This window comes from Variovorax sp. FW301-JW7, assembly GCF_058788795.1.
Genome location: NZ_JBYTBC010000003.1, coordinates 103,990 through 127,553, shown reverse-complemented (window position 1 = coordinate 127,553; position 23,564 = coordinate 103,990). Strand labels below are relative to the sequence as shown.

Annotated in this window: 23 protein-coding genes; 7 read left to right on the top strand and 16 right to left on the bottom strand. The window is 69.5% G+C overall.

Annotated features, from left to right (window positions below):
• The first annotated feature begins 22 nt into the window (after positions 1 to 22).
• The 5 genes from AC3WQM_RS09065 to AC3WQM_RS09045 all read left to right on the top strand — a co-directional run bounded on the left by AC3WQM_RS09065 (position 23) and on the right by AC3WQM_RS09045 (position 5,759).
• Entirely contained in the window at positions 23 to 943 is a 921-nt protein-coding gene (locus AC3WQM_RS09065) for an AAA family ATPase (RefSeq protein ID WP_489057290.1), read from the top strand.
• Positions 940 to 1,920, top strand: coding sequence for a DUF58 domain-containing protein (locus AC3WQM_RS09060; RefSeq protein ID WP_492678108.1), 981 nt, complete (start codon positions 940 to 942; stop codon positions 1,918 to 1,920). The genes AC3WQM_RS09065 and AC3WQM_RS09060 overlap by 4 nt, the downstream gene beginning before the upstream one ends.
• A 13-nt stretch (positions 1,921 to 1,933) precedes the next feature.
• On the top strand, positions 1,934 to 3,964 hold the full coding sequence (locus tag AC3WQM_RS09055; RefSeq protein ID WP_492678106.1) for a transglutaminase TgpA family protein: 2,031 nt from the start codon (positions 1,934 to 1,936) through the stop codon (positions 3,962 to 3,964).
• A gap of 65 nt (positions 3,965 to 4,029) precedes the next feature.
• Positions 4,030 to 5,133 (top strand): lytic murein transglycosylase B, encoded by a 1,104-nt coding sequence (gene mltB, locus AC3WQM_RS09050; protein WP_492678104.1) that lies wholly within the window; start codon positions 4,030 to 4,032, stop codon positions 5,131 to 5,133.
• A 5-nt stretch (positions 5,134 to 5,138) separates the two neighbouring features.
• A complete protein-coding gene (locus AC3WQM_RS09045; RefSeq protein WP_492678102.1) occupies positions 5,139 to 5,759 on the top strand; it encodes an HD domain-containing protein in 621 nt (206 codons plus the stop codon).
• Here AC3WQM_RS09045 and AC3WQM_RS09040 read toward each other — a convergent pair.
• From AC3WQM_RS09040 to glpD, 16 genes are all read right to left on the bottom strand, one after another.
• Positions 5,738 to 6,262: a hypothetical protein gene (locus AC3WQM_RS09040; protein ID WP_492678100.1), complete on the bottom strand. Its 525-nt coding sequence runs from the start codon at positions 6,260 to 6,262 to the stop codon at positions 5,738 to 5,740. The genes AC3WQM_RS09045 and AC3WQM_RS09040 overlap by 22 nt on opposite strands.
• A complete protein-coding gene (locus AC3WQM_RS09035) occupies positions 6,259 to 7,341 on the bottom strand; it encodes a beta-ketoacyl synthase N-terminal-like domain-containing protein (RefSeq protein ID WP_492678098.1) in 1,083 nt (360 codons plus the stop codon). The genes AC3WQM_RS09040 and AC3WQM_RS09035 overlap by 4 nt, the downstream gene beginning before the upstream one ends.
• Positions 7,338 to 7,616 (bottom strand): acyl carrier protein, encoded by a 279-nt coding sequence (locus AC3WQM_RS09030; protein WP_095947360.1) that lies wholly within the window; start codon positions 7,614 to 7,616, stop codon positions 7,338 to 7,340. The genes AC3WQM_RS09035 and AC3WQM_RS09030 overlap by 4 nt, the downstream gene beginning before the upstream one ends.
• On the bottom strand, positions 7,613 to 8,770 hold the full coding sequence (locus tag AC3WQM_RS09025; RefSeq protein ID WP_492678096.1) for an ABC transporter permease: 1,158 nt from the start codon (positions 8,768 to 8,770) through the stop codon (positions 7,613 to 7,615). Before AC3WQM_RS09025 ends, AC3WQM_RS09030 begins: the two co-directional genes overlap by 4 nt.
• Before the next feature lie 9 nt (positions 8,771 to 8,779).
• Positions 8,780 to 9,688, bottom strand: a complete 909-nt coding sequence (locus AC3WQM_RS09020) for an ABC transporter ATP-binding protein (protein WP_159277463.1) — start codon at positions 9,686 to 9,688, stop codon at positions 8,780 to 8,782.
• Entirely contained in the window at positions 9,688 to 10,668 is a 981-nt protein-coding gene (gene darH, locus AC3WQM_RS09015; RefSeq protein WP_319360503.1) for a BtrH-related acyltransferase DarH, read from the bottom strand. Before darH ends, AC3WQM_RS09020 begins: the two co-directional genes overlap by 1 nt.
• Positions 10,665 to 11,060, bottom strand: coding sequence for a DarG family dialkylresorcinol biosynthesis protein (locus tag AC3WQM_RS09010; RefSeq protein ID WP_062476723.1), 396 nt, complete (start codon positions 11,058 to 11,060; stop codon positions 10,665 to 10,667). Before AC3WQM_RS09010 ends, darH begins: the two co-directional genes overlap by 4 nt.
• A 2-nt stretch (positions 11,061 to 11,062) precedes the next feature.
• The gene (locus AC3WQM_RS09005) at positions 11,063 to 12,199 is read right to left on the bottom strand and encodes a beta-ketoacyl-ACP synthase III (RefSeq protein WP_492678094.1); all 1,137 of its coding nucleotides are present in this window, start codon (positions 12,197 to 12,199) and stop codon (positions 11,063 to 11,065) included.
• On the bottom strand, positions 12,189 to 13,193 hold the full coding sequence (locus AC3WQM_RS09000; protein ID WP_492678092.1) for a dialkylresorcinol condensing enzyme: 1,005 nt from the start codon (positions 13,191 to 13,193) through the stop codon (positions 12,189 to 12,191). Before AC3WQM_RS09000 ends, AC3WQM_RS09005 begins: the two co-directional genes overlap by 11 nt.
• Before the next feature lie 170 nt (positions 13,194 to 13,363).
• A complete protein-coding gene (locus AC3WQM_RS08995) occupies positions 13,364 to 15,097 on the bottom strand; it encodes an ABC transporter substrate-binding protein (RefSeq protein ID WP_492678090.1) in 1,734 nt (577 codons plus the stop codon).
• An 89-nt stretch (positions 15,098 to 15,186) separates the two neighbouring features.
• Entirely contained in the window at positions 15,187 to 15,495 is a 309-nt protein-coding gene (locus AC3WQM_RS08990) for a DUF2160 domain-containing protein (protein WP_492678088.1), read from the bottom strand.
• 12 nt (positions 15,496 to 15,507) lie between these two features.
• Positions 15,508 to 16,320 carry a carbohydrate ABC transporter permease gene (locus AC3WQM_RS08985; protein ID WP_139706315.1) on the bottom strand — a complete coding sequence of 271 codons (813 nt, stop codon included), beginning with the start codon at positions 16,318 to 16,320 and terminating at the stop codon, positions 15,508 to 15,510.
• Positions 16,317 to 17,207: a carbohydrate ABC transporter permease gene (locus AC3WQM_RS08980; RefSeq protein ID WP_119553390.1), complete on the bottom strand. Its 891-nt coding sequence runs from the start codon at positions 17,205 to 17,207 to the stop codon at positions 16,317 to 16,319. The genes AC3WQM_RS08985 and AC3WQM_RS08980 overlap by 4 nt, the downstream gene beginning before the upstream one ends.
• Entirely contained in the window at positions 17,204 to 18,274 is a 1,071-nt protein-coding gene (locus AC3WQM_RS08975) for an ABC transporter ATP-binding protein (RefSeq protein ID WP_489057303.1), read from the bottom strand. Before AC3WQM_RS08975 ends, AC3WQM_RS08980 begins: the two co-directional genes overlap by 4 nt.
• Position 18,275: 1 nt before the next feature.
• The gene (locus tag AC3WQM_RS08970) at positions 18,276 to 19,349 is read right to left on the bottom strand and encodes an ABC transporter ATP-binding protein (protein ID WP_492678086.1); all 1,074 of its coding nucleotides are present in this window, start codon (positions 19,347 to 19,349) and stop codon (positions 18,276 to 18,278) included.
• Entirely contained in the window at positions 19,349 to 21,022 is a 1,674-nt protein-coding gene (gene glpD / locus AC3WQM_RS08965; RefSeq protein WP_492678084.1) for a glycerol-3-phosphate dehydrogenase, read from the bottom strand. The genes AC3WQM_RS08970 and glpD overlap by 1 nt, the downstream gene beginning before the upstream one ends.
• A 122-nt stretch (positions 21,023 to 21,144) precedes the next feature.
• Between glpD and AC3WQM_RS08960 the strand changes: the two genes are divergently transcribed.
• Positions 21,145 to 21,915, top strand: coding sequence for a DeoR/GlpR family DNA-binding transcription regulator (locus tag AC3WQM_RS08960; RefSeq protein ID WP_492678082.1), 771 nt, complete (start codon positions 21,145 to 21,147; stop codon positions 21,913 to 21,915).
• Between the two features lie 148 nt (positions 21,916 to 22,063).
• Positions 22,064 to 23,560 (top strand): glycerol kinase GlpK, encoded by a 1,497-nt coding sequence (gene glpK, locus AC3WQM_RS08955; RefSeq protein WP_492678080.1) that lies wholly within the window; start codon positions 22,064 to 22,066, stop codon positions 23,558 to 23,560.
• Positions 23,561 to 23,564: the final 4 nt, after the last annotated feature.

The following is a 23,564-nucleotide window of genomic DNA, read 5'->3' as shown; positions in this document are numbered from 1 at the left end:
TCGTTTGCATATGGATACAAATATGGACGTAGCCGCGAAGCTAGCCTCTTTGCTGAGTCAGCTTAACACGGTGATTGTTGGCAAAGAGGCCCAGGTGCGCGACTGCGTGGCCTGTTTGCTGGCGGGCGGGCACCTGCTGATCGAGGACGTGCCGGGGGTCGGCAAGACCACCCTGGCCCATGCGCTGTCGCACACCTTCGGCCTGCAGTTCTCGCGCGTGCAGTTCACGGCCGACCTGATGCCGGGCGACCTGTCGGGCGTGGCGATCTACGACCGGGGCCAGCAGGCCTTCGTGTTCCACCCCGGGCCGATCTTCGCGCAGGTGCTGCTGGCCGACGAGATCAACCGTGCCAGCCCCAAGACCCAGAGTGCGCTGCTCGAGGCGATGGAAGAAAAGCAGGTCACGGTCGAGGGCGAGACCCGCCCCCTGCCCACGCCCTTCTTCGTGATCGCCACGCAGAACCCGCAGGACCAGCTCGGCACCTTCGCGCTGCCCGAGTCGCAGCTCGACCGCTTCCTGATGCGCATCTCGCTGGGCTACCCCGACCGCGCGGCCGAGCGCCAGCTGCTGGCCGGCGCCGACCGCCGCGAGATGCTCGCCGGCCTGCCCGCCCTGCTGACCGCCGGCGAACTCACCGCCCTGCAGCAGCGCGTGCAGCAAGTGCATGCGGCCGAGCCGCTGCTGAACTACCTGCAGGACCTGATCGCCGCGACCCGCTCGGGCCGCTGGTTTTTGCAGGGCCTGTCGCCGCGCGCGGGCATCGCCGTGCTGCGCGCCGCCAAGGCGCAAGCGCTGCTGGCCAATCGGAACTACGTGGCGCCCGACGACATCCAGGCCGTGCTGCCGCAGACCATCGCGCACCGTCTCACGCCCGTGGGCGATGCCGGCCGCGGTGCGGTCGAACAGGTGCGCGCCATGATCGCCGCGGTGCCATTGCCGTGAGCCCTGTCAGCGTCCTGCGCTCGCGCATCGACGGCTGGTTCCTCTCGCGCCGGCCTCCGTCGGACACGCTCGAACTCACCCAGCGCAACGTCTACATCGTGCCCACGCGCGCCGGCTGGACGCTGGCGGCCACGCTGCTGGTGCTGCTGGTGGCCTCGATCAACTACCAGCTCAACCTGGGCTACCTGCTGACCTTCCTGCTGGCCGGCAGCGTCGCGGTGGGCATGCACGTGTGCCACGCCACGCTGCGCGGGCTGGCGCTGCGCATGGTGCCGCCCGAGGCGCAGTTCGCGGGCGCCGCCGCGGTGCTGCGCGTGGTGCTGCACAACGAACGGCGCAGCGTGCGCTACGGCATCGGCATGGCGGTGCGCGGCAGCGGCCAGTGGGCCTGGACCGACGTGCCCGCCGAAGGCGCGGCCACGGTGGAGATCGCTTTCCAGCCCGAGCGGCGCGGCCTGCACCCGGTGCCGCCGCTGACGGCCGAGACGCGCTTTCCGCTCGGCACCTTCCGCGTCTGGACGGTCTGGCGGCCGGCCGCGCAGCTGCTCGTGTACCCGACGCCCGAAGCCCATCCGCCGCCGCTGCCGGCAGGCGAGCCGCTCTCGGGGCCCGCCGCCGCGTCGGCCGCGCTGCGGGCGCAGAACGCCGGCGAGTACGACGGCGTGCGGGCCTACCGGCGCGGCGATCCGCTCAAGCTCGTGGTCTGGAAGAAGGCCGCGCGCGCGCAGGCCAACGGCTCCGAAGATCTCGTGAGCCGCGACACGCAGCACACGCAGCGCGAAGAACTCTGGCTCGACGCGCACGCCGCCGCGCTGCCCGACATCGAGGCCCGGCTGTCGCGCCTGTGCGCCTGGGTGCTCATGGCCGACCGGCTCGGCGTGGACTACGGCGTGCGCGTCGCCGGCCGCACGGTGAAACCGTCGCAGGGCGAAGCGCACCGGCGCGCCTGCCTCGAGGCGCTGGCGCTGTGCGCATGAACGGGGCTGCCGCATGAACCGGGTCGTACGCGAACTCACCGCACTGCCGAGGGACGCACGGGACACGCTGTTCCTGCTGTGCGTCATCGGCCTCATCCTGCTGCCGCAGGTGGACGAGCTGCCCTGGTGGTGCTCGGCCATCACCGCCCTGGTGCTGCTGTGGCGCGCCTCGCTGGCGCTGCAGGCGCGCCCGCTGCCCAGCAAGTGGTGGCGCCTCGCGCTGCTGGCGCTGGCGCTGGCCGGCACCTACGCCACCCACCGCACGCTGCTGGGCCGCGACGCGGGCGTCACGCTGGTCGTGTGCCTGCTGGCGCTCAAGACGCTGGAGCTGCGCGCGCGGCGCGACGCCTTCGTGGTCTTCTTCCTGGGCTTCTTCGCGATGCTCACGAACTTCTTCTATTCGCAGTCGCTGCTCACCGCCTTCACCATGCTGCTGGCGCTGCTGGGCCTGCTGACGGCGCTGGTCAACGCCCACATGCCGGTGGGCCGGCCGCCGCTGATGCAGGCTGCGCGCATGGCCAGCTGGATGGCGCTGGCGGGCGCGCCGGTGATGCTTGCGCTGTTCCTGCTGTTCCCGCGCTTCGCGCCGCTGTGGGGCACGCCCGGCGACGCCATGGCCGGGCGCAGCGGGCTGTCGAACACGATGCGGGTCGGCACCATCGCCGAGCTGGCGCTCGACGGGAGCATCGCGGCGCGCATCAAGTTCGACGACAACCGCGCGCCGCCGCAAAGCCAGCTGTATTTCCGCGGCCCCGTGCTGACGCAGTTCGACGGCCGCGAATGGACGGCGCTGCCGACCTGGGCACGCAGCGGGCCTGCGGTATCGAACCTGCGCACGCGCGGCGAGCCGGTGCGCTACGAGGTCACGCTCGAGGCCAGCCAGCGCCCGTGGCTGCTCACGCTCGACGCCGCGCCGCGCGCGCCCGAAGTGCCCGGCTACGAGGTCACCGGCACGCCCGACCTGCAGTGGTTCGTGAACCGCCCGATCACCGACCTCGTGCGCTACCGCGCCGAGAGCCACCCGCAGTTCCAGAGCGGCCCATTGACACGCACCGGCGGCCGGCTCCAGCCCTACCTGGCGCTGCCGGCCGGCAGCAACCCGCGCACCGCCGCGCTCGCCGCCCAGATGCGCGCCGACCCCGCGCTGGCCGGCGCCGATGCCAACGCCTTCGTGCAGGCCGCCTTGCAACGCCTGCGCACCGGCGGCTACACCTACACGCTGCAGCCCGGCGTGTACGGCAACGAGACCGCCGACGAGTTCTGGTTCGACCGCAAGGAAGGCTTCTGCGAGCACATCGCCTCGGCCTTCGTGGTGCTGATGCGCCACCTGCAGATTCCGGCGCGCATCGTCACCGGTTACCAGGGCGGCGAGCTCAACAACGTCGACAACTACTGGGTGGTGCGCCAGAGCGACGCGCACGCCTGGGCCGAGGTGTGGCAAGAGGGCGCGGGCTGGGTGCGCGTCGACCCGACCGGCTCGGTCGCGCCGGGACGCATCGGGCAGTTCCAGCGCCTCACGCCGCAGCCCGGCCTGCTGGCCGGCGCCATCGGCGTCATGAGCCCGACGCTGGTGCAGAACCTGCGCGCCGCCTGGGAGGCCGTGAACAACGGCTGGAACCAGTGGGTGCTCAACTACACGCAGAGCCGCCAGCTCGACCTGCTGAAGACCCTCGGCTTCAACGCCCCGAGCCTGGAAGACCTGGGCTACGTGCTGCTGTACCTGCTGGTGGCCGCGAGCCTGGCCGGCGCCGGCTGGACGCTGTGGGAGCGCAGCCGGCACGACCCCTGGCTGCGCCTGCTGGGCCGGGCCCGCGCGCGCCTGGCCAAGGCCGGCCTGCCGCTGCCCGAGACGGCGCCGCCGCGCCAGATGGCCCAGGCCGCCGACGCCCGCTTCGGGCCCGCCGCGCAGGCCGTGCGCGACTGGCTGCTCAAGCTCGAAGCCCAGCGCTACGCGCCCGCCGCGTCCGGCCCATCGGCCTCGCTCGCCGCGCTGCGCGCCGAGTTCCGCCGGCTGCCCTGGCCGCCCACGCCGCCGCGCCCCTGACGCGCGGCTGCAACCACATGTGTCCCCCGAAAGTGCGCATGCGCACGGGCGGCACAATCGTGCCCATGTCACACGCCTTCCCCACGCCCTTGCGCGCCGCAGTGGCCGCCGCCGCCCTCCTCGCCGCCTGCGTCGCCTGGCCCACGGGCGCCCTGGCCCAGAAGCCCCAGGCCAACGCCCGCCCCGCCGTCACGCCGGTGCGCGGCAGCACGCCCTACGCCACGCGCGACGACGCCATGGCGTTCGCCGACGACGTCGCCCAGCGCCGCAACCTCGACCGCGACTGGGTGCGCGCCACCATCGGCGCCGCGCGCTTCCTGCCCAACGTGCCGCGCCTGATGCTGCCCGGCCCGGTCGGCACGGTGAAGAACTGGCAGACCTACCGCAGCCGCTTCATCGACCCGGTGCGCATCGCGGCCGGCGTGCGCTTCTGGCGCGCCAACGCCGAGACGCTCACGCGCGCCGAGGCCACCTACGGCGTGCCGCCGGAAATCATCGTCGGCATCGTCGGCGTCGAGACCATCTACGGCCGCAACATGGGCAACTTCCGCGTGATCGATGCGCTGGCCACGCTGTCCTTCGACTTCCCGCAGGGCCACCCGCGCGCCGCCGAGCGCATCGCCTTCTTCCGCGGCGAGCTTGAAAGCTTTTTGAGCACCGAAAGCCGCACCGCCGACGACCCGCTCACGCCCGTGGGCAGCTACGCCGGCGCCATGGGCATGCCGCAGTTCATGCCCAGCAGCATCGCCAAGTACGCGGTCGACTTCGACGGCGACGGCCGCATCGACCTCGTGAACAACCCGGTCGACGTGATCGGCTCGGTGGCGAGCTACTTCAAGGCCTTCGGCTGGACGCCCGGCATGCCGTCGATCTACCCCGTGCATTTCGACGAGGCGCGCCTCAAGAAGGCGCTGCTGCTGGCACCCGACATCCTGCCGACCTTCAGCGCCGACAGCTTCGTGGCCGCGGGCGCCGTGCCCGAGGGCGAAGGCCTGAAGCACAAGGGCCTGCTGGCGCTCATCGAACTGCAGAACGGCCTCGACGCGCCGCCGACCTATGTCGCCGGCACGCGCAACTTCTACGTGATCACGCGCTACAACTGGAGCAGCTACTACGCGATGTCGGTGCTCGACCTGGGCCAGGAGGTCAAGGCCGCGATGGAGCAATAGCCGCCATGACACCGCAGGCGCTGCACGCGAACTGGACCGCCGCCTGGCAGGCGCTGGGCGTGGCCGCGCCCGACGACGCATTGCGGCTCGAACTGCAGCGCCGCTACGGCGAGCCGCAGCGCCACTACCACACGATGCAGCACCTGGGCGAATGCCTCGCGTGGTTCGACCGGGAACAGGCGCTCGCCGAACGCCCCGGCGAGGTGGCGCTGGCGCTGTGGTTCCATGACGCGATCTACGACGTGCATGCGCACGACAACGAGGCGCGCAGCGCCGACTGGGCGCGGCAGGCGATGCAGGCGGCCGGTGCGAGCGATGCGTCGGCCGACCGCGTCCACGCGCTCGTCATGGCCACGCGCCACGACGCCGTGCCCGAGGGCCGCGACGCCGAGTTGCTGATCGACATCGACCTGTCGATCCTCGGCGCCGAGCGTGCGCGCTTCGACGAGTACGAGCGCCAGGTGCACGCGGAATACGGTTTCGTTCCCGAGGAGATTCGCCTGCCGCGCCGGCGCGCGATCCTCCAGCGCTTTTTCGACCGTCCGGCGATCTACGCCACGCCGCGCATGCACGCCCTGCTCGAAGCACGGGCGCGCGAGAACCTTCAGCGCTCGATCGCCGCCTGATCGGCCGGCACCAGCCGCCACCATTCGGAGCGCGGCGGCACGTCGCCGAACGTCTCCTCCACCACGCCGAACAGCAACCCGTCGCGCCCCGCGCCCAACTGCGACAACGCCAGCGGGCGGGCGAGATCGCGGCACAGCATGAAGCTCGCATCGCCCTGCCAGTCGAGGCAGCGGCCGACCTCGGCCAGCATCAGCGCGGGTTGGCCCTGCATGAAGGTGAAGGGCATCGGCAGGCCCGCGTCGAGCTGCGCCAGCCCCGCGCGCGTGGCCTCCCACGCGCCGCGCCGGCTGGTCACCCGCAGGCGCGCGCCCGCCGGCAGCGCGGCTTCGCCGGCCGCGTCGAGGCAGCGCAGCGCGCCGTACATCGCCAGCTCGGTCCACAGGCCGACGCGGCGCGGCCGGCGGCCCAGGCGGGTCGCGAGCGCGTCGCGCCAGTCGTCGGGCGGCGGATGCGCCACGACATGGGCGACGGTGCGCCAGGGGGTTGTTGCAGCGTGGCTCATGCGGCGTTGCAATCCTTGAGCACCAGCGACGCATGCCCGCCGCCGAAGCCCACCACGTTGAGCAGGATGTGGCGCAGCCGCGCCGGCGGTCCGTCGCTCAGCGCGATGCCCAGCGTCTCGTCCAGCGCGTAGCCGACCGACGGCCAGGCGCCGCCTTCGATGCAGCCGACCAGCAGGGCCAGCTCCGCCGCCCCGGCCGCGCCCAGCGTGTGGCCGATCGCCGACTTGAGCGACACCAGCGGCGGCAGCGGGTCGAACACCTGCCGCAGCGCCTCGACCTCGATCGCGTCGTTGACCGGGCTGCCGGCGGCCTGCACCTTGATGAGGTCGATGTCCGCGGGCTGCAGGCCGCTGCGCGCCAGCGTGTCGCGGCACATCGCGCGCACGGCGCTCGCCTCGGTGCCCGAAGGGTTGCGGCCGTCGACCACGTTGGCGCCGCCCAGCAGCGCCCAACGCGCGGGTTGCGATCCGAGCCGCAACGCCGCCACCGCTTCGCCGAGCACCAACCCCTGGCGCCCCGCGCCGAAGGGCCGTGCGCTGTCGGACGCCAGCAGCTGCATCGCGCCGAAGCCGGCCACGGTGAAGCGGTTGTCGAGTTCGGCGCCGATCACCAGCGCCTCGCGCGCCTCGCCCGCGCGCACCATGTCGGCCGCCGCCAGCATCGCGTTGAGCGCGGAGGTGCAGGCGGTCGAGACGGTGAAGACCGGCCCTTGCCAGTCGAGTGCGGCGGCGGCGATGTCGGCGAAATCCTGCAGGTCGCCGCTGAGCCGCGCGTCGTGCTGCGCGTGCTCCATGGCCCCGATGTCGAGCGACGACGAGGCCACGAACAGCGGCCCCTGCCGGTCCAGCCCGTCGCCGGTCTGCGCGACCACGCGGCGCACCGTGTGCTGCACGCGCTGCGCCCAGTCACCGGGCGGCACGGGCAGCGTATAGACCGGCCACTGCAGGCCCTCGGCCACCGTCACCGGCGTGGGCGGCACGCCGCCGCGCCGCAGTGCCGCGAGCGCGGACGGCACGTCGTCGCCGAGCACGCAGGCCAGGCCCATGCCGGCCAGGTACACGGGAGCCATCAGGCTCATGCCTTTCCCGCTTGCGCCAGGTGTTCCGCCAGGTGCGCGATGGAGGTCATCGCGCGCCGCGTGTCCTTGCTGTCGGGCATGCGCAGGCCGAAGTGCTGCTGGATCGCCATCGACACCTGCAGCGCATCGAGCGAGTCGAGGTCCAGGCGCGCCTCGGGGCCGAACAGCGGCTCGTCGTCGCCGAGGCCGCCGGGCGGCGCGTCTTTTTCGACAGCCTCGAGCACGAGGGCCTTGAGGCGGGCGATGAATTCAGGAGAAGAAGCGGTGCTCGTCACGGTGCGCGCCTGCGAAACAGAAAGACAGCCACGAAGAACATGAGGGCCGCGAACGCCACCAGCCGGCCGACCTGCGGCAGCACCTCGGCCACGCCGCCGCCGCGCAGCAGCACGGTGAGCAGTGCTTCGAGCCCCCAGTTCATGGGAGAGATTTCGACCATGCGCTGCATGAAGCCCGGCATGACGAACTTGGGCACCATGATGCCGCCCGCCGCCGCCATCAGCACATTCACCATCGGCCCCAGCGTGGCGGCCTGCGCATGGCTCTTGACGAGGCAGGCCACCGCAAGCGACAGGCTCACCGCCGCCAGGCTCACGGCCGCGAGCGACAGCAGCAGGCCGCCCCAGTGGATGCCCGCGAGCGAGAGCGCGTCGCCGCCGATCAGCGGCATGAACCAGATGCCCGCCGCCAGCATCAGCAGCGCCTGCAGCGCGTTCACGCCGAGGTAGGGCAAGGCCTTGGAGGCCAGCAGCATCGGACGCGACACGCCCAGGCTCTGCAGCCGCCCGAGCGCGCCCGAGCCGCGCTCCTGCACGAACAGGCTGGACAGCGAGGCCACCACGAAGAACATGCCGAACACCAGCCAGGCCGGCACGTTCTGCTGCACCGACGTGGGCCGCGGGCCGGCGGTGGCAAAGCGCTCGGCCTGCACCATCGCCTGGATGGACGCGTCGGGCGCGGGGCTGGCCGTGCCGGGCACCGCCAGCGCGAGCCGCGCCTTGAGTTCGCCCGAGGCACCGATCAGCTCGGCACGCAGCGCGTTGAACAGGTTGGCATCGATGCCGGGTTCGGCCAGCAGGCGGATGTGGGCGCGCGTGGAGAGCGCGGCCGATTCCAGTTCGTCCGACAGCCCGGGCTCCAGCACGATCACGTACTTGAGCGTGCCGCTGCGCAGCCGCGCCTGCCAGTCGGCGCCCAGCGGCTGCGGCGCGCCGTGGCTGCGCTGCCAGATCTGCAGCAGCCATCTGGCGGGCGTGCCGCTGTCGCACGCATCGACCGCGTAGCTCAGTTCGGCCAGCGGCGGGCGGTAGATGTCCTTCAGCGTGAGCGACATCAGCACGATGAACACCATCGGCATCACGAACAGCACGGCCAGCCCGTGCATGTCGCGCACGAGGGCCAGCAGTTCCTTCTTGATGAGCGCTAGGAGCATGGCGTTCGGTCAGTCGCGCAGCGAACGGTGCGTGAGCGCCATGAAGAGCTGCTCGAGGTCGTGCCGGCCGAACTCGGCCTGGCGCACCTCGATGCCTTCGGCTTCGAGCGCGGCCAGCACGGGGCCGGGGCCGGTGCCTGCGTTCAGGTGGATGCGCCAGTGCGCCGCGCCCTGCTCCACCGTGCCGAAGCGCGAGAGCCTCTGCGCGTCGAGCCCGTCGGCGGCCAGGGTCAGCAGCATCGCGCTTTGCGACAGCAGCGCGTCGAGCGGGCCTTCGCGCAGCACGCGGCCCTGGTCGAGGATGGCCACGCGGTCGGCGATGGCCTCGATCTCTTCCATGTAGTGCGAGGCGTAGATCACCGCCGCGCCGGCCTGCGCCAGGCTCTTGATCGCGTCGAGGATGAAGGCGCGCGACTGCGGATCGACGCCCACCGTCGGCTCGTCGAACAGCATCAGCTCGGGTTCGGGCAGCAAGGCGATCGCGAGGTTGAGCCGGCGCTTGAGGCCGCCCGAGAGCCGCTCGGCGCGCACGCCCGCGAACTGTTCGAGCTGCGCGAACTGCGTGCAGGTGTCGATGCGTGCCTTCTTTCGCGCACCCGAGAGACCGCCGGCCGCGGCGAAGCAGGCCAGGTTCTCGGCCACGGTGAGCATCGGGTAGAAGGCCTGGTCCTGCGGCGCCACGGCGATGCGCGTGGGCGCCTTGGCGCGCACCTGCTGCAACGGCTGGCCGTCGATGCGGATGTCGCCCGACTGCACCGCGAGCGCGCCCGACAGGTGCGAGATCAGCGTGGTCTTGCCGGCGCCGTTCGGGCCCAGCAAACCCAGCACGCAACCGCGCGGCACGGCGAGCGACACGTCGGCCAGCGCGGCCTTGTCAGCGTGCGGGTAGCGGTAGCCGAGCTGGTGCAGCTCCAACATCAGGCAACAGCGGCCTTGAGGTCGCGGAAGAAGGTTTCCTCTTGCTGCGCTTGTTCGCGCAGCTTGCCCGCCAGCGCCACCGGATCGACCGGCTCGCGGCCCTTCACCATGCGCGCCGCCTTGAGCGCGAACGCGCGCCAGCCGTCGCCGATGGCGATCAGGCGTTCGGACATCTGCGTGAGCTGCGGCTTGTCGAGCAGCTGCGCCGCCTCCTGCAGGAAACCCGCGTAGATGAAGCGAAAGCCCGCCCCGCCCGTGCCGATTTCTTCCTGCATGCGCACGAGGTGGCCGATGAAGTCGACGCTGCGCGGATCGCTGGGCGACAGCTTGTGCATGCGCTTGGCCAGCGTGCGCATGCCGCGCACGCCCACGATGGGCACGGGCGCGAGCATGTTGCGCACCGTCTTGCGGATGGCCTTGGTGACCGAGGCGGCGTCGACCGCCTTGCGCTCGATGGCCTGCGGGTAGTACATGAGGCCCTTGGGCGCCAGCACGCCCTTGGCGAAGCGGGCGCGCGACAGGTCTTCGCTGGCGCAGCGCACGGGCTCCTCGAACACCGGGTCGCTGATCAGGTAGTCGTCGCCGTCCTTGCCGTAGACCAGCAGGTTGTGCGCGTTGAAGTGAAAGCGCATGTTCGGCGGAAAGTACGGCAGCCAGTAGACCGAGGTCTGCAGGCCCACGAGCTGGCCGTCGGCCAGCAGCGCGTCCAGGCGCTGCTGCCCGGCTTGCGGGCTGCGGAAGGTCTCGAAGCGAAAGCGCGCGGCCATCGGTGCCAAGAGGCCCTTGATGATGGCCTTGGGCGGCATGCGGTACGAGATGAGCGGCAGGCCCGACAGCTTGATGAACGGCAGGTAGGCGAACGACAGCGCCGACGACAACCCCAGCGCCATCGCCTCGCTCATCGGCGCGCCGTGGTGGCGCATGAGGCTGGAGATGACGCCGCTTTCGCAGTGCGCCGCCTGTTGGTGTTGGAAGTTCACGGCAGGCCTTGCAGGGTGGAAACGGGCAGCCCCAGCGCCTGGCCGTAGCGGGCGAGCTGGGCCGGCGACAGCGCGGCGAAATGGCGCGGCTGCAGGTGGCGGCGCACGCGCCACTGCCAGAAGCCGCTGGTCTGCGAAAGCAGCGCCACGTCCATGCGGCGCTCGTACATCCAGTATTCGAGCGGCGAGGCCAGCCCGGCCTTCACGCGCGCCTTGGCCTCCTGCGCCTGCTCGACCAGCACGTCGACCGCGTGGCTGGTGACGATCTCTTCCGCCTCCCAGCCCTTCGAGGTGGTGGTGACGACGCGGCCTTGCGCGTCGCGGGCGTACATCAGCTTGGAATGGCCCGCGAGGGTCGCGTTGCCCTCTTGGGGCACGGCATCGAGGTCCATGGCTACACAGCCTCCAGGTAGATGAAGCCGCTCGAAAAGCGACCGCTTTCGGGCACGAACATCAGCAACTTCTGGCCGGGCTTGATGCGACCGGAACGGAACAGCTCGTCCAGCATGATGTACGGCGAGGCCGAGCCCGTGTTGCCCTTGGTCGCGAGGTTGCTGAACCAGCGCTCGCGCGAAATCGGCAGGCCCAGCGACGCCAGGCTCGCGGCCACGGGCTCGACGAAATAGTGCGACGACAGGTGCGGCAGGAACCAGTCGATGTCCTCGGTCTTGAGCCCGCGGCGTTCGATGATGGCGGCCAGCGGCTCGGTCAGTGTGGCGCGCACGATGTTGTCGTTGAGCAGGCGCACGTCCTGCTTGACGGCGAAGGTCGAGTCGCGCTGCCAGTCGGCCGGCGAGGTGCGGGCCCAGCCGTCGAGGCCGCCCTGTTCGTTCTTGTCGGCGCCGGCATACATGCACACCGGCAGCTCGTGCGCCGCCGACGACAGCTCGATCCATTCGACGCGCAGCGACAGCGGCCCGCGCGGCTCGCGCTCCAGCAGCACCGCGCCGGCGCCGTCGGACAGCATCCAGCGCAGGAAGTCTTTTTCGAAGGCGATCTCGGGGCGCGCTTCGAGCGCTTCGAGCTTGTGCTCGAGCTCGGCTTCGAAGTTGATGCCGCGCATCACGGCCGAGGCCAGCTCGGAGCCCGTGGCGACCGCGCGGCGCGCATCGCCCGCACGCACCGACAGCCACGCATGCTTGAGCGCCGCCGCGCCGGCCAGGCAGATGCCGGCGCAGGCCACCACCTCGAGCCGGGGCCAGCCCAGTTCGCCGTGCACCATCACCGCGTGGTTGGGCATGAGCTGGTCGGGCAGCGAGGTGCCGGTGGCCAGGCAGTCGACCGGGCCGATGTCGTCGCCCAGCGCGCGGATGGCCGCGGCGGTGAGCTGTGCGTTGGTCATGGCCAGCTGGCCCGTGGCGCGGTCGATGGCGTAGTGGCGCGACTGGATGCCGTTGCTGCGCAGGATGAGGCGTCGCGCACGCGACACCTTGCCGCCGATGCGGCCCAACACTTCTTCGATGTCTTCGTTGCTGACCGGAGAAAAAGGCAGGAAGGCGGCGGTGCGGGTCAGGAAAACATCAGTCGTCATAGAGAGGGAGCCGGTCCGTGGCAGAGCCCGACGGGCGCTCGAATTGAGCCGTCATTTTAGTCAGCCACCCTCGGAACAACGGCCGCAGCAGGGCCTGCAGCGTCAGGCTCACCGGCACGACGGTGACGATCAGTGCCAGCAGAAACAGCACGTACAGCAAGAGCAGCGGTTTGCGCACCGCCGCGCCCGGCCCGCCGGCCGCCATGATCAGCTTGCCCCAGAGGTAGAAGCTGCGCGTGCCGGCCTTCTCGCTGACCAGCAGCCGCGCGTCGGCGCGCACCGCGCCCAGCCCGGCCAGCAAGGGCGCCTCGCTCTGCTCGCGGCCTGCGTGCAGGGCATCGCGCAGGGCACGGCCGAAGCGACCGCAGCCGCGGATCTGTTCCTCGCTCAGGCCCGCGTCGGGCATGCCCCAGAAGCCGCGCTTGCGGCCCCAGATGAGCCAGGCCGGCGTGGTGAAGAAGGTGGCCAGCGTGGGGCCGGGGTCGGTGAGCACCACGTTGTCGATCAGGCGCGCGCCGGTGGCGGCGAGCAGGCCCTTGAGCTTTTCGTGGGCCAGCAGCCACATGTTGCGGCAGGCAATGACCGTGACCACGGGTTTTCCCTTGAGCAGCCGCGCCGCCACGGGGTGCTGCAGGAAGGCCACGACCGGCTGCGCGGGCGCCAGGAACCAGACCTGGTACGGCAGGATGACGAGGTCGAAGTCTTCGTCGCCCGTGAGCGCGAGCGGCGCCAACGGACCCGGCTTCAGATGGGCCGACTCGGGGAACGCGTCGAAGAAGGTCAGGAACGGCCAGGGAAAGGGAAAGCGCTGCAACGGCCGCAACGTTTCCACGCGCAGTTCGATGCCCGGGTCGGCGCGCAGCGGCGCGGCGATCTGCCCGGCCACGCGGTCGAGCTGCCCGGTCTGCGAGTACTGGATCAGCAGGACGCGTTTGACACGCGCGCCCGGGGTGGCAGGAGGGCTGGCGGAGGGGCTGGAAGAACTTGGATTCACTGGCGGGGCGTGGCGGGGGCCGTCGAATGTAAGCGAAGCTTTTCAAAGGTGCATCTGCCATAGGTCATGGCGTCGCGCGAATCCGACGAACCATTCGGCCAGAACGCGAAAAAGGGCCGCACCTCGCGGCACGGCCCTTGTTTGCATGGGCTGCAGGCGCAGGGCGCCGATCAGCGCACCTTGCCGGCCTTCCAGGCGCTCAGCAGCTTGTTGTAGTCGATGGTCTCGCCCTTGGGCTTCTCGTTGGCCAGCTTCTTCCACGGGGCGTGGTCGTCGCTCAGGTACTTGGCCGGGTCGCCCTTCGGGTTGAGCTTGGGCGCGCAATGGGCCATGCCGGCGCGCTCCAGGCGTGCCATCACGTTGTCCATCTCGTCGGCCAGGTTGTCCATGGCCTTCTGCGGGGTCTTCTCACCCGTCACGGCCTCGGCCACGTTCTTCCACCACAGCTGCGCGAGCTTCGGATAGTCGGGCACGTTGGTGCCAGTCGGGGTCCAGGCCACGCGCGCCGGGCTGCGGTAGAACTCGATCAGGCCGCCGTACTTGTTGGCGTTCTGCGTGAAGTAGTCCGAGCGGATGTCGCTGTCGCGGATGAAGGTCAGGCCGGTGATCGACTTCTTCAACGAGGTGGTCTTGGCGGTGATGAACTGCGCGTAGAGCCAGGCGGCGGCCGTCTTGTTGGCGTCATGGCCCTTGAAGAAGGTCCACGAGCCCACGTCCTGGTAGCCGTTCTGCATGCCCTGCTTCCAGTACGGGCCGTTCGGGCCGGGGGCCATGCGCCACTTGGGCGAGCCGTCTTCGTTCACCACGGGCAGGCCCTTCTTGGTCATGTCGGCGGTGAAGGCCGTGTACCAGAAGATCTGCTGCGCGATCTGGCCCTGCGCGGGCACCGGGCCCGATTCGCCGAAGGTCATGCCCATGGCTTCCTTGGGCGCGTACTTCTTCATCCAGTCGATGTACTTGGTGAGCGCGTACACGGAGGCCGGCGAATTGGTGGCGCCGCCGCGCGACACCGAGGCGCCCGTGGGCGTGCACTTGTCGGCAGCCACGCGGATGCCCCACTCGTCGATCGGCATGCCGTTCGGAATGCCCTTGTCGGCGGCGCCGGCCATCGACAGCCACGCATCGGTGAAGCGCCAGCCCAGCGACGGGTCTTTCTTGCCGTAGTCCATGTGGCCGTAGATCGGCTTGCCGTCGATGGTCTTCACGTCGACGCTGAAGAACTCGGCGATGTCTTCGTAGGCGCTCCAGTTCAGCGGCACGCCCAGGTCGTAGCCGTACTTGGCCTTGAACTTGTCCTGCAGGTCCTTGCGCGCGAACAGGTCGGCGCGGAACCAGTACAGGTTGGCGAACTGCTGGTCGGGCAGCTGGTAGAGCTGGCCGTCGGGCGCGGTGGTGAAGCTGGTGCCGATGAAGTCCTTCAGGTCCAGGCCCGGGTTGGTGAACTCCTTGCCGGCGCCCTTCATGTAGTCGGTGAGCGACATGATCTTGCCGTAGCGGTAGTGCGTGCCGATCAGGTCGGAGTCGGACACCCAGCCGTCGTAGATCGACTTGCCCGACTGCATCGAGGTCTGCAGCTTCTCGACCACGTCGCCTTCCTGGATTAGGTCGTGCTTGACCTTGATGCCGGTGATCTCCTCGAAGGCCTTGGCCAGCGTCTTCGATTCGTACTCATGGGTGGTCAGCGTTTCGGAGACGACCGACACCTCCTTCACACCCTTGGCCTGCAGCTTCTTGGCGGCGTCGATGAACCACTTCATCTCCTCCATCTGCTTGTCCTTGGACAGGGTCGACGGCTGGAATTCGCTGTCGATCCATTTCTTGGCCTCGGCCTCGCCGGCCGATGCGGCGCCGTGCGCGGCGAACATCGCCGCCGCCATTGCCAATGCCGTGTAGCGCATCTTCATGAGTGTGTCTCCTCGGTTGTGCTTCCCCGGTTTTTTCATCGCGGCTCCGGGGAGGCGGAGAGCCGGACGCGTTGACGAAATCGGTGGGCCTAGCCTTTGCGCATCACGAGCGCGAGCACGAACATCGACAGCACGAAGCCGATCCAGATCGAGGGCTCGGCTTGCAGGCTCAGCCACTCCTGCACCTTGCCGGCCAGGCCGACGAAGATCAGGTTCACATACGCAGCAGACAGCAGGCCGATGAAGAGCCGGTCGCCGCGCGTGGTGGCAATGGGCAGCCAGCCGCGGCGCATCGTGGTGGGCGACTTGAATTCCCACACCGTCATGCCGACCAGCATGAGCGCGATGCAGCTGAAGAAAACGGCCACCGGGGTGGTCCAGACCATCCAGTCGAACATGTCTCGGTCTCCTTAGACGCGGCCCATCGCAAAGCCTTTTGCGATGTAGTGGCGGACAAACCAGATCACGATCGCGCCCGGCACGATGGTGAGCACACCGGCCGCGGCCAGCGTCGCCCAGTCCATGCCCGAGGCGCTCACCGTGCGCGTCATGGTCGCGACGATGGGCTTGGCGTTCACGCTCGTGAGCGTGCGCGCCAGCAGCAGCTCGACCCAGCTGAACATGAAGCAGAAGAACGCCGCCACGCCCACGCCGGCCTTGATGAGCGGCAGGAAGATGGTGAGGAAGAAGCGCGGGAACGAGTAGCCGTCGATGTAGGCCGTCTCGTCGATCTCGCGCGGAATGCCGCTCATGAAGCCTTCGAGAATCCACACCGCCAGCGGCACGTTGAACAGCAGGTGCGCCAGTGCCACACCCAGGTGCGTATCCATGAGGCCGACGGTGCTGTACAGCTGGAAGAACGGCAGCAGGAACACCGCGGGCGGCGTCATGCGGTTGGTCAGCAGCCAGAAGAACACGTGCTTGTCGCCCAGGAACGAATAGCGCGAGAACGCATAGGCCGCCGGCAGCGCCACGGTGAGCGAGATCACCGTGTTGATCGCCACGTAGATCAGGCTGTTGATGTAGCCCGAGTACCACGACTCGTCGGTGAAGATGCGCGCGTAGTTGGCCCAGGTGAGCTCGTTCGGGAAGAACGAGAAGCTCGACAAAATTTCCTCGTTCGTTTTGAAGCTCATATTGACCATCCAGTAGATGGGCAACAGCGCGAACAGGATGTACAGCAGCAAGAAGATGCTGCGCTTGTGGAAGCGTTTCTCGTTCATTGTTCTTTCTCCACCTCTTGCGTGCCCACGCGCTGCATCCAGTTGTAGAGCACGAAGCAGAACAGCAGGATGATCAGGAAATAGATCAGCGAGAACGCCGCCGCCGGCCCGAGGTCGAACTGCCCCACGGCCTTCTGCGTGAGGTACTGGCTCAGGAAGGTGGTCGCGTTGCCCGGTCCGCCGCCCGTCAGCACGAAGGGCTCGGTGTAGATCATGAAGCTGTCCATGAAGCGCAGCAGCACCGCGATCATCAGCACGCCGCGCATCTTGGGCAGCTGGATGTAGCGGAACACCGCGAACTTGCTGGCGCCGTCGATGCGCGCGGCCTGGTAGTAGGCATCGGGAATCGAGCGCAGGCCGGCGTAGCAGAGCAAGGCGACCAGCGGTGTCCAGTGCCACACGTCCATCACCAGCACCGTGAGCCAGGCGTCGGTCGCGCTGCCCGTGTAGTTGTATTCGATGCCCATGACCTGCAGCGCATGGCCCAGGAGGCCAATGTCGGCGCGACCGTAGATCTGCCAGATGGTGCCCACCACGTTCCACGGAATGAGCAGCGACAGCGCCACCACCACCAGCACCGCGGACGACTTCCAGCCGGTGGCCGGCATCGACAGCGCGAGCGCGATGCCCAGCGGAATTTCCACCAGCAGCACCGACAGCGAGAAGCCCAGCTGGCGCCACAGCGCCTGGTGCAGCTCGTCGTCGCGCATCACGGCGGCGAACCATTCGGTGCCGACGAACACGCGCCGCTCGGGCGAGATGATGTCCTGCACCGAGTAATTGACCACCGTCATCAGCGGCACGATGGCCGAGAAGGCCACGCAGATCAGCACGGGCAGCACGAGCCACCACGCCTTCTGGTTGATCGGCTTGTTGGTTGGGTTCATGCCACCAGTTCCTCGTCCTTGTAGTAGCAGGTGTGGGTGTCGAGCACCCGCAGCCACACCGTGTCGCCCACCGAGGGCGGCTGTTCGTCCGAATGCATGCGCACCTTGACCACGCCGCCGTCGACTTCGGCGCTGAGCATCGCGTGCGTTCCGACGTCCTGCACCTGCTTCACCACCGCCGGCACGGCACCCGCCGCGCCCGCGTTCGACAGGCGCAGGTACTCGGGCCGGATGCCGATCTTGAGCGCGCCGGGCGGCAGCTCGCGCGTGGGCACCAGCGGCGTGCCGGCCACTTCGAGCGCACCGTTGGCGCTGTGGGCCGACAAAAAGTTCATGCCCGGCGAGCCGATGAAGTGGCCGACGAAGGTGTGGGCCGGCCGCTCGAACAGCGCCTCGGCGCTGCCCACCTGCACGGCCTTGCCGCGCGTCATGACCACCACCTCTTCAGCGAAGGTCAGCGCCTCGACCTGGTCGTGCGTCACGTAGATCAGCGTGAGCTTGAGCTCGCGGTGGATCTGCTTGAGCTTGCGGCGCAGCTGCCACTTCAGGTGCGGATCGATCACGGTGAGCGGTTCGTCGAACAGCACCGCCGACACGTCGCTGCGCACCAGGCCGCGGCCCAGCGAGATCTTCTGCTTGGCGTCGGCCGCCAGGCCCGCGGCGCGCTGGTTGAGCTGGCCGCTCATGTCGAGCATTTCAGCGATCTCGCCGACGCGCTTCTTGATCTGGTCTTCGGGCACCTTGCGGTTGCGCAGCGGGAACGCGAGGTTCTCGGCCACGGTCATGGTGTCGTAGATCACCGGGAACTGGAACACCTGCGCGATGTTGCGTTCCTGCGGCGTGGCGCGCGTCATGTCGCGGCCGTCGAAGCTCACGCTGCCCTGCGAGGGCACGAGCAGGCCCGAGATGATGTTGAGCATGGTCGTCTTGCCGCAGCCCGAGGGGCCGAGCAAGGCATACGCGCCGCCGTCGCGGAAGCTCATCTTCAGCGGGAGCAGCGCGTAGTCGCTGTCCTGCGTGGGGTTGGGGCGGTAGGCGTGGGCCAGGTCGAGATCGATGCGTGCCATCTCAAGCTCCTTTGCGCCATGCCGGCGCCAGTGCCAGCTTTTCGCTGGCGTCGAACACATAGGCCTGCGATGCGCTGAAGTACAGCGTGATCGAAGCGCCCAGCTCGAAGCGGTGCACACCGGTGAGCTGCGCCACCAGTTCGCCCACCGCGGTCTCGACGTGCACGAAGGTGTCGGAGCCCGAAATCTCGGCCAGCTCCACCTTGCCGGGCAAGGCGATGTCGCCCTCCCCTGCGTCGACATTCAATGCGCTCGCGCGCAGGCCGACCGTGACCGCGCCCGAGGTGCTCTCGGGCAGGGCCAGCGCCAGCGCCGGGCCGCCCGCCAGTTGCACGCGGCCGGCTGCCGCCGTGCCCGCCAGCAGGTTCATCGGCGGATCGCTGAAGGCGCGCGCCACGCGCAGCGACTGCGGCGCGTGGAACACCTCGGCGGTCGGGCCGTACTGCAGCAGCTCGCCGGCGTCCATCACGGCCGTGTAGCCGCCCAGCAGCAGCGCTTCGCCGGGTTCGGTGGTGGCATAGATGACGGTCGAGTCGCCGGTGGCGAAGAGCTGCGTGAGTTCTTCGCGCAGGCCTTCGCGCAGCTTGTAGTCGAGGTTGACCAGCGGCTCGTCGAGCAGCATGAGCGGTGCGTTCTTGGCGAGCGCGCGCGCCAGCGCCACGCGCTGCTGCTGGCCGCCCGACAGCTCGGCCGGCAGGCGGTCCAGGAACATGCCGATGTGCAGCTTGTCGGCCAGCGCCCTCACGCGCGCATCGATGTTCGATTCGCCGCGCAGCTTCAGCGGCGAGGCGATGTTGTCGAACACCTTAAGCGAGGGGTAGTTGATGAACTGCTGGTAGACCATCGCGACATTGCGCTCGCGCACCGGCGTGCCGGTGACGTCCTTGCCGTCGACCAGCACACGCCCGGTGCTGGGCGTGTCGAGCCCGGCCATGAGGCGCATCAGGCTGGTCTTGCCGGCCTGCGTGGCGCCGAGCAGCACGGTCACCGCGCCGCTTTTCGGCGCAATGCTCTGCTCGTAGAGCCAGGTTTGCGCGCCGACCTTCTTGGTGACGCGCTCCAGAGTCAGCTGCATCAGCTCACCTCCACTTCCACTGCGTTGTTGTCTTTTGCATGGGCCTGCAGCCAGATCGCCACCTGCTCGCGCTCGGCGGGCGTGTAGTGCAGGCCGAGCTTGGTGCGGCGCCAGAGCACGTCGTCCGAGCTCACGGCCCATTCGCGCGCCTGCAAAAAGCGCAGCTCGCGCTCGTACAGGCCGGGCGCCACCTCGGCGCCCATGTCGGCCAGCGACTGCGCCTCGCCGATCAGTTCGGCCACGCGCGCGCCGTAGCCGCGCGCCAGCCGCAGCGCGACCTGGGTGTCGAGCCAGGGGTACTTCGCCTGCACGGCCGCCACGAAGCGGGCGAAGTCGTCGTCGGGGCGCTTGGGGGCGCCGATCCAGGCCGACAAATCGCCGCCGGCCAGGAAGGCACCGTCGGTCCAGGCCGGGCGCTGCGCGCTCGACTGGCCCAGCATCTTGCCGACCTCGTCGGCCGCGTCTTCGGCCAGCTTGCGGAAGGTGGTGATCTTGCCGCCCCACACCGACAGCAGCGGCGCGGCGGTGGTGTTCGACTCGAGCAGGTAGTCGCGCGTGACGGCCGAGGGGTCGCCCGAGGCGTCGTCCAGCAGCGGGCGCACGCCCGAGTAGGTCCAGACCACGTCGGCCGGCACGATGGCCTTGTCGAAGTAGCGGCTGGCCTGGGTGCACAGGTAGTCGATCTCTTCCTGCGCGATGCGCGCGGCGCCGGGGTCGTCGCCGCTGATCTCGATGTCGGTGGTGCCGATCAGCGTGAACGCGCCCTGGTAGGGGATGGCGAAGATGATCCGCTTGTCGGGGTTCTGGAAGATGTAGGCGTGGTCGTGGTCGAACAGGCGCGGCACGATGATGTGGCTGCCCTTCACGAGCCGCAGGCTCTTGGTGGCCAGCGCTTCGCCGCGCGCCGACTGGGCCACGCCGCGCAGGAAGGATTCGGCCCACGGGCCGGCCGCGTTCACCACGGCGCGCGCACGCACGGTGCGGTGCGCGCCGTCGGGGCCTTCGAGCGTGGCGACCCAGCCGTCGGCGCCGCGCTGCGCATGGATGCAGCGCGTGCGCGTGAGCACCTGGGCGCCCTTGGCGCGCGCGTCGATGGCGTTGAGCACCACCAGCCGCGCGTCGTCGACCCAGCCGTCGGAGTACACGAAGCCGCGCTTGTACTGCGCCTTCAGCGGCGCGCCGGCCGGGTGCTGTCGCAGGTCGATGCCGCGCGACGGCGGCAGCACCTCGCGTTTGGCGAGGTGGTCGTACATGAACAGGCCGATGCGGATCATCCAGGCCGGGCGCATCGAGGGGTCGTGCGGCATCACGAAGCGCAGCGGCCACATGATGTGCGGCGCGCTCTTGAGCAGCACTTCGCGCTCCTGCAGCGCCTTGCGCACCAGCGAGAACTCGTAGTACTCCAGGTAGCGCAGCCCGCCGTGGATCAGCTTGGTGGACGACGACGAGGTGTGCGAGGCCAGGTCGTCCTTCTCGCACAGCACGACGCGCCAGCCCCGGCCGGCCAGGTCGCGCGCAATGCCGCACCCGTTGATGCCGCCGCCGACGATCAGCACATCGCATTCGGTGGCCGGCTCGGCCGCTGGAGAGGAGAAATCGCTCACAGGATGGGGGTCCGTAGGTTCGTGACTTTTGTCAGCAAAGGCCGAGATTGTATTTTCGAGTTTTTTCATTTGGATTCCTTTTGGCGCGATTTTCCTCCGAGTTTTCCCTTACTCGGATTCGTTTTCTTTCGTTTTAAAGTGACGCGACCTGTACCCTCGACCCCAGTCTTTCCGCTTTCCACGACGCCTCTGTGAACTCCAACCCGCGCCAGATCAACCTCCTCGACACCGTGCGCGCGCGCGGTTCGGTCACCGTCGAACAGCTCGCCGACATGCTGGGCGTCACGCTGCAGACCGTGCGGCGCGACGTGCAGCGGCTGGCCGATGCGGGCTTGCTCACGCGTTTCCACGGCGGCGTGCGCGTGCCCAGCTCGACCACCGAGAACATCGGCTACCAGCAGCGCGAAACGCTCAATGCCGACGGCAAAGCGCGCATTGCGCGCCGCGTGGCCGAGCTGGTGCCCAACGACTGTTCGCTGATCCTGAACATCGGCACCACCACCGAGGCCATCGCCAAGGCGCTGATGCGCCACACGGGCCTGCGCGTGATCACCAACAACCTGAACGTGGCGACCATCCTGAGCGGCAACACGGCCTGCGAGGTGATCGTGGCCGGCGGCTCGGTGCGCCCGCGCGACCGCGCCGTGGTGGGCGAGGCCACCATCGACTTCATCCGCCAGTTCAAGGTCGACATCGCGCTCATCGGCGTGTCGAGCATCGAGGCCGACGGCTCGCTGCGCGACTTCGACCTGCGCGAGGTGAAGGTCGCGCAGACCATCATTGCCCAGGCGCGCGAGGTGTGGCTGGCGGCCGACGCGAGCAAGTTCAACCGGCCGGCCATGATCCAGCTGGGCACGCTCTCGCAGATCGACCGCCTGTTCACCGACGCCGCGCCGCCGCCGCCCTTCCCCGACCTGCTGCATGCCGCGCAGGTGCGGCTGGAAATCGCACGCGACGCATGAGCGCCGCCCGTATTTCTCCCTCCCCTTCCGGGGGAGGGTCGGGGTGGGGGCACGACGGCCTCGGCCCCTGCGCAGCGCTCGTTGGACGCTGCCCCCATCCCCGCCTTCCCCCGGAAGGGGAAGGAGCAAGACCAGAGGAACACGCCCCATGACCACCTACCTGCTCGCCCTCGACCAGGGCACCTCCAGCTCGCGCAGCATCGTGTTCGACCGCGAAGGCCGCATCGTCGCCATCGCGCAGAAGGAACTCACGCAGATCTACCCGCAGCCGGGCTGGGTCGAGCACGACCCGATGGAAATCTGGCGCAGCCAGCTGGCCACCGCGCGCGAAGTGCTGGCCAAGGCGAAGCTGCAGCCCGCCGACATCCACGCCATCGGCATCACCAACCAGCGCGAGACCACCGTGCTGTGGAACCGCACCACCGGCCAGCCGGTGCACCACGCCATCGTCTGGCAGGACCGCCGCGCCGAACCGCTGTGCGCGCAACTGCGCGAACAGGGCCTGAGCGACACCATCCGCGAGAAGACCGGGCTCGTCATCGACGCCTACTTCTCGGGCACCAAGCTGCGCTGGCTGCTGGACCACGTGCCCGGCGCGCGCGCCCAGGCCGAACGCGGCGAACTCGCTTTCGGCACGGTCGACAGCTGGCTCATGTGGCAGCTCACCGGTGGCAAGGTGCACGTGACCGACGTGAGCAACGCCTCGCGCACCATGCTCTTCAACGTGCACACGAACGAATGGGACGCCGACCTGCTGAAGGCGCTGGACATCCCCGCCGCGCTGATGCCGAAGGTGCAGCCCTCGAGCTCGCACTTTGCCGACACCGACGCCGCGCTGCTGGGCCACGCGCTGCCCATCGGCGGCGTGGCCGGCGACCAGCAGAGCGCCCTCTTCGGCCAGGCCTGCTTCGAGGCCGGCATGGCCAAGAACACCTACGGCACCGGCTGCTTCCTGCTGATGCACACGGGCGGCGCGTTCCAGCCCTCGCACAACGGCCTGCTGGTGACCAGCGCCGCGCAGGTCGACGCGACCCCGCAGTACGCGATGGAAGGCAGCGTGTTCGTCGGCGGCGCCGTGGTGCAGTGGCTGCGCGACGGCCTCAAGGCCATCAAGGGCAGCGCCGAAGTGCAGTCGCTCGCCGAGAGCGTGCCCGACGCGGGCGGCGTGATGATGGTGCCGGCCTTCACCGGCCTGGGCGCGCCCTACTGGGACGCGGACGCGCGCGGCACGATCACCGGGCTCACGCGCGGCACCACGGTCGCGCACATCGCGCGCGCGGCGCTGGAAAGCATCGCGTACCAAAGTGCCGCGCTGCTGCAGGCCATGAGCCGCGACGCGGTCGCCGCGGGCGGCAAGCCCGTGGCCGAGTTGCGCGTGGACGGCGGTGCGAGCGTGAACGACCTGCTGATGCAGTTCCAGGCCGACCTGCTGGGCATTCCGGTGGTGCGGCCCGAGGTGGTCGAGACCACCGCGCTGGGCGCGGCCTACCTGGCGGGGCTGTCAACGGGCGTCTACACCGACGCGCGCCAGCTCTCGAAGCTGTGGAAGATCGAGCGCCGCTTCATGCCCACCATGGGCCGCGCGCAGGCCGAGGAATCGATGGCGCGCTGGGAGCGCGCGGTGCGCCAGGCGACCGCGACCTGAGCGC

Coding starts and splice junctions, on each gene's coding strand:
- AC3WQM_RS09065 (WP_489057290.1), top strand. CDS start 23: ATGGACGTAGCCGCGAAGCTAGCCTCTTTGCTGAGTCAGCTTAACACG.
- AC3WQM_RS09055 (WP_492678106.1), top strand. CDS start 1,934: ATGAACCGGGTCGTACGCGAACTCACCGCACTGCCGAGGGACGCACGG.
- mltB (WP_492678104.1), top strand. CDS start 4,030: ATGTCACACGCCTTCCCCACGCCCTTGCGCGCCGCAGTGGCCGCCGCC.
- AC3WQM_RS09045 (WP_492678102.1), top strand. CDS start 5,139: ATGACACCGCAGGCGCTGCACGCGAACTGGACCGCCGCCTGGCAGGCG.
- AC3WQM_RS09040 (WP_492678100.1), bottom strand. CDS start 6,262: ATGAGCCACGCTGCAACAACCCCCTGGCGCACCGTCGCCCATGTCGTG.
- AC3WQM_RS09035 (WP_492678098.1), bottom strand. CDS start 7,341: ATGAGCCTGATGGCTCCCGTGTACCTGGCCGGCATGGGCCTGGCCTGC.
- AC3WQM_RS09025 (WP_492678096.1), bottom strand. CDS start 8,770: ATGCTCCTAGCGCTCATCAAGAAGGAACTGCTGGCCCTCGTGCGCGAC.
- AC3WQM_RS09020 (WP_159277463.1), bottom strand. CDS start 9,688: ATGTTGGAGCTGCACCAGCTCGGCTACCGCTACCCGCACGCTGACAAG.
- AC3WQM_RS09010 (WP_062476723.1), bottom strand. CDS start 11,060: ATGGACCTCGATGCCGTGCCCCAAGAGGGCAACGCGACCCTCGCGGGC.
- AC3WQM_RS09005 (WP_492678094.1), bottom strand. CDS start 12,199: ATGACGACTGATGTTTTCCTGACCCGCACCGCCGCCTTCCTGCCTTTT.
- AC3WQM_RS08995 (WP_492678090.1), bottom strand. CDS start 15,097: ATGAAGATGCGCTACACGGCATTGGCAATGGCGGCGGCGATGTTCGCC.
- AC3WQM_RS08990 (WP_492678088.1), bottom strand. CDS start 15,495: ATGTTCGACTGGATGGTCTGGACCACCCCGGTGGCCGTTTTCTTCAGC.
- AC3WQM_RS08985 (WP_139706315.1), bottom strand. CDS start 16,320: ATGAACGAGAAACGCTTCCACAAGCGCAGCATCTTCTTGCTGCTGTAC.
- AC3WQM_RS08980 (WP_119553390.1), bottom strand. CDS start 17,207: ATGAACCCAACCAACAAGCCGATCAACCAGAAGGCGTGGTGGCTCGTG.
- AC3WQM_RS08975 (WP_489057303.1), bottom strand. CDS start 18,274: ATGGCACGCATCGATCTCGACCTGGCCCACGCCTACCGCCCCAACCCC.
- AC3WQM_RS08970 (WP_492678086.1), bottom strand. CDS start 19,349: ATGCAGCTGACTCTGGAGCGCGTCACCAAGAAGGTCGGCGCGCAAACC.
- glpD (WP_492678084.1), bottom strand. CDS start 21,022: ATGAAAAAACTCGAAAATACAATCTCGGCCTTTGCTGACAAAAGTCAC.
- glpK (WP_492678080.1), top strand. CDS start 22,064: ATGACCACCTACCTGCTCGCCCTCGACCAGGGCACCTCCAGCTCGCGC.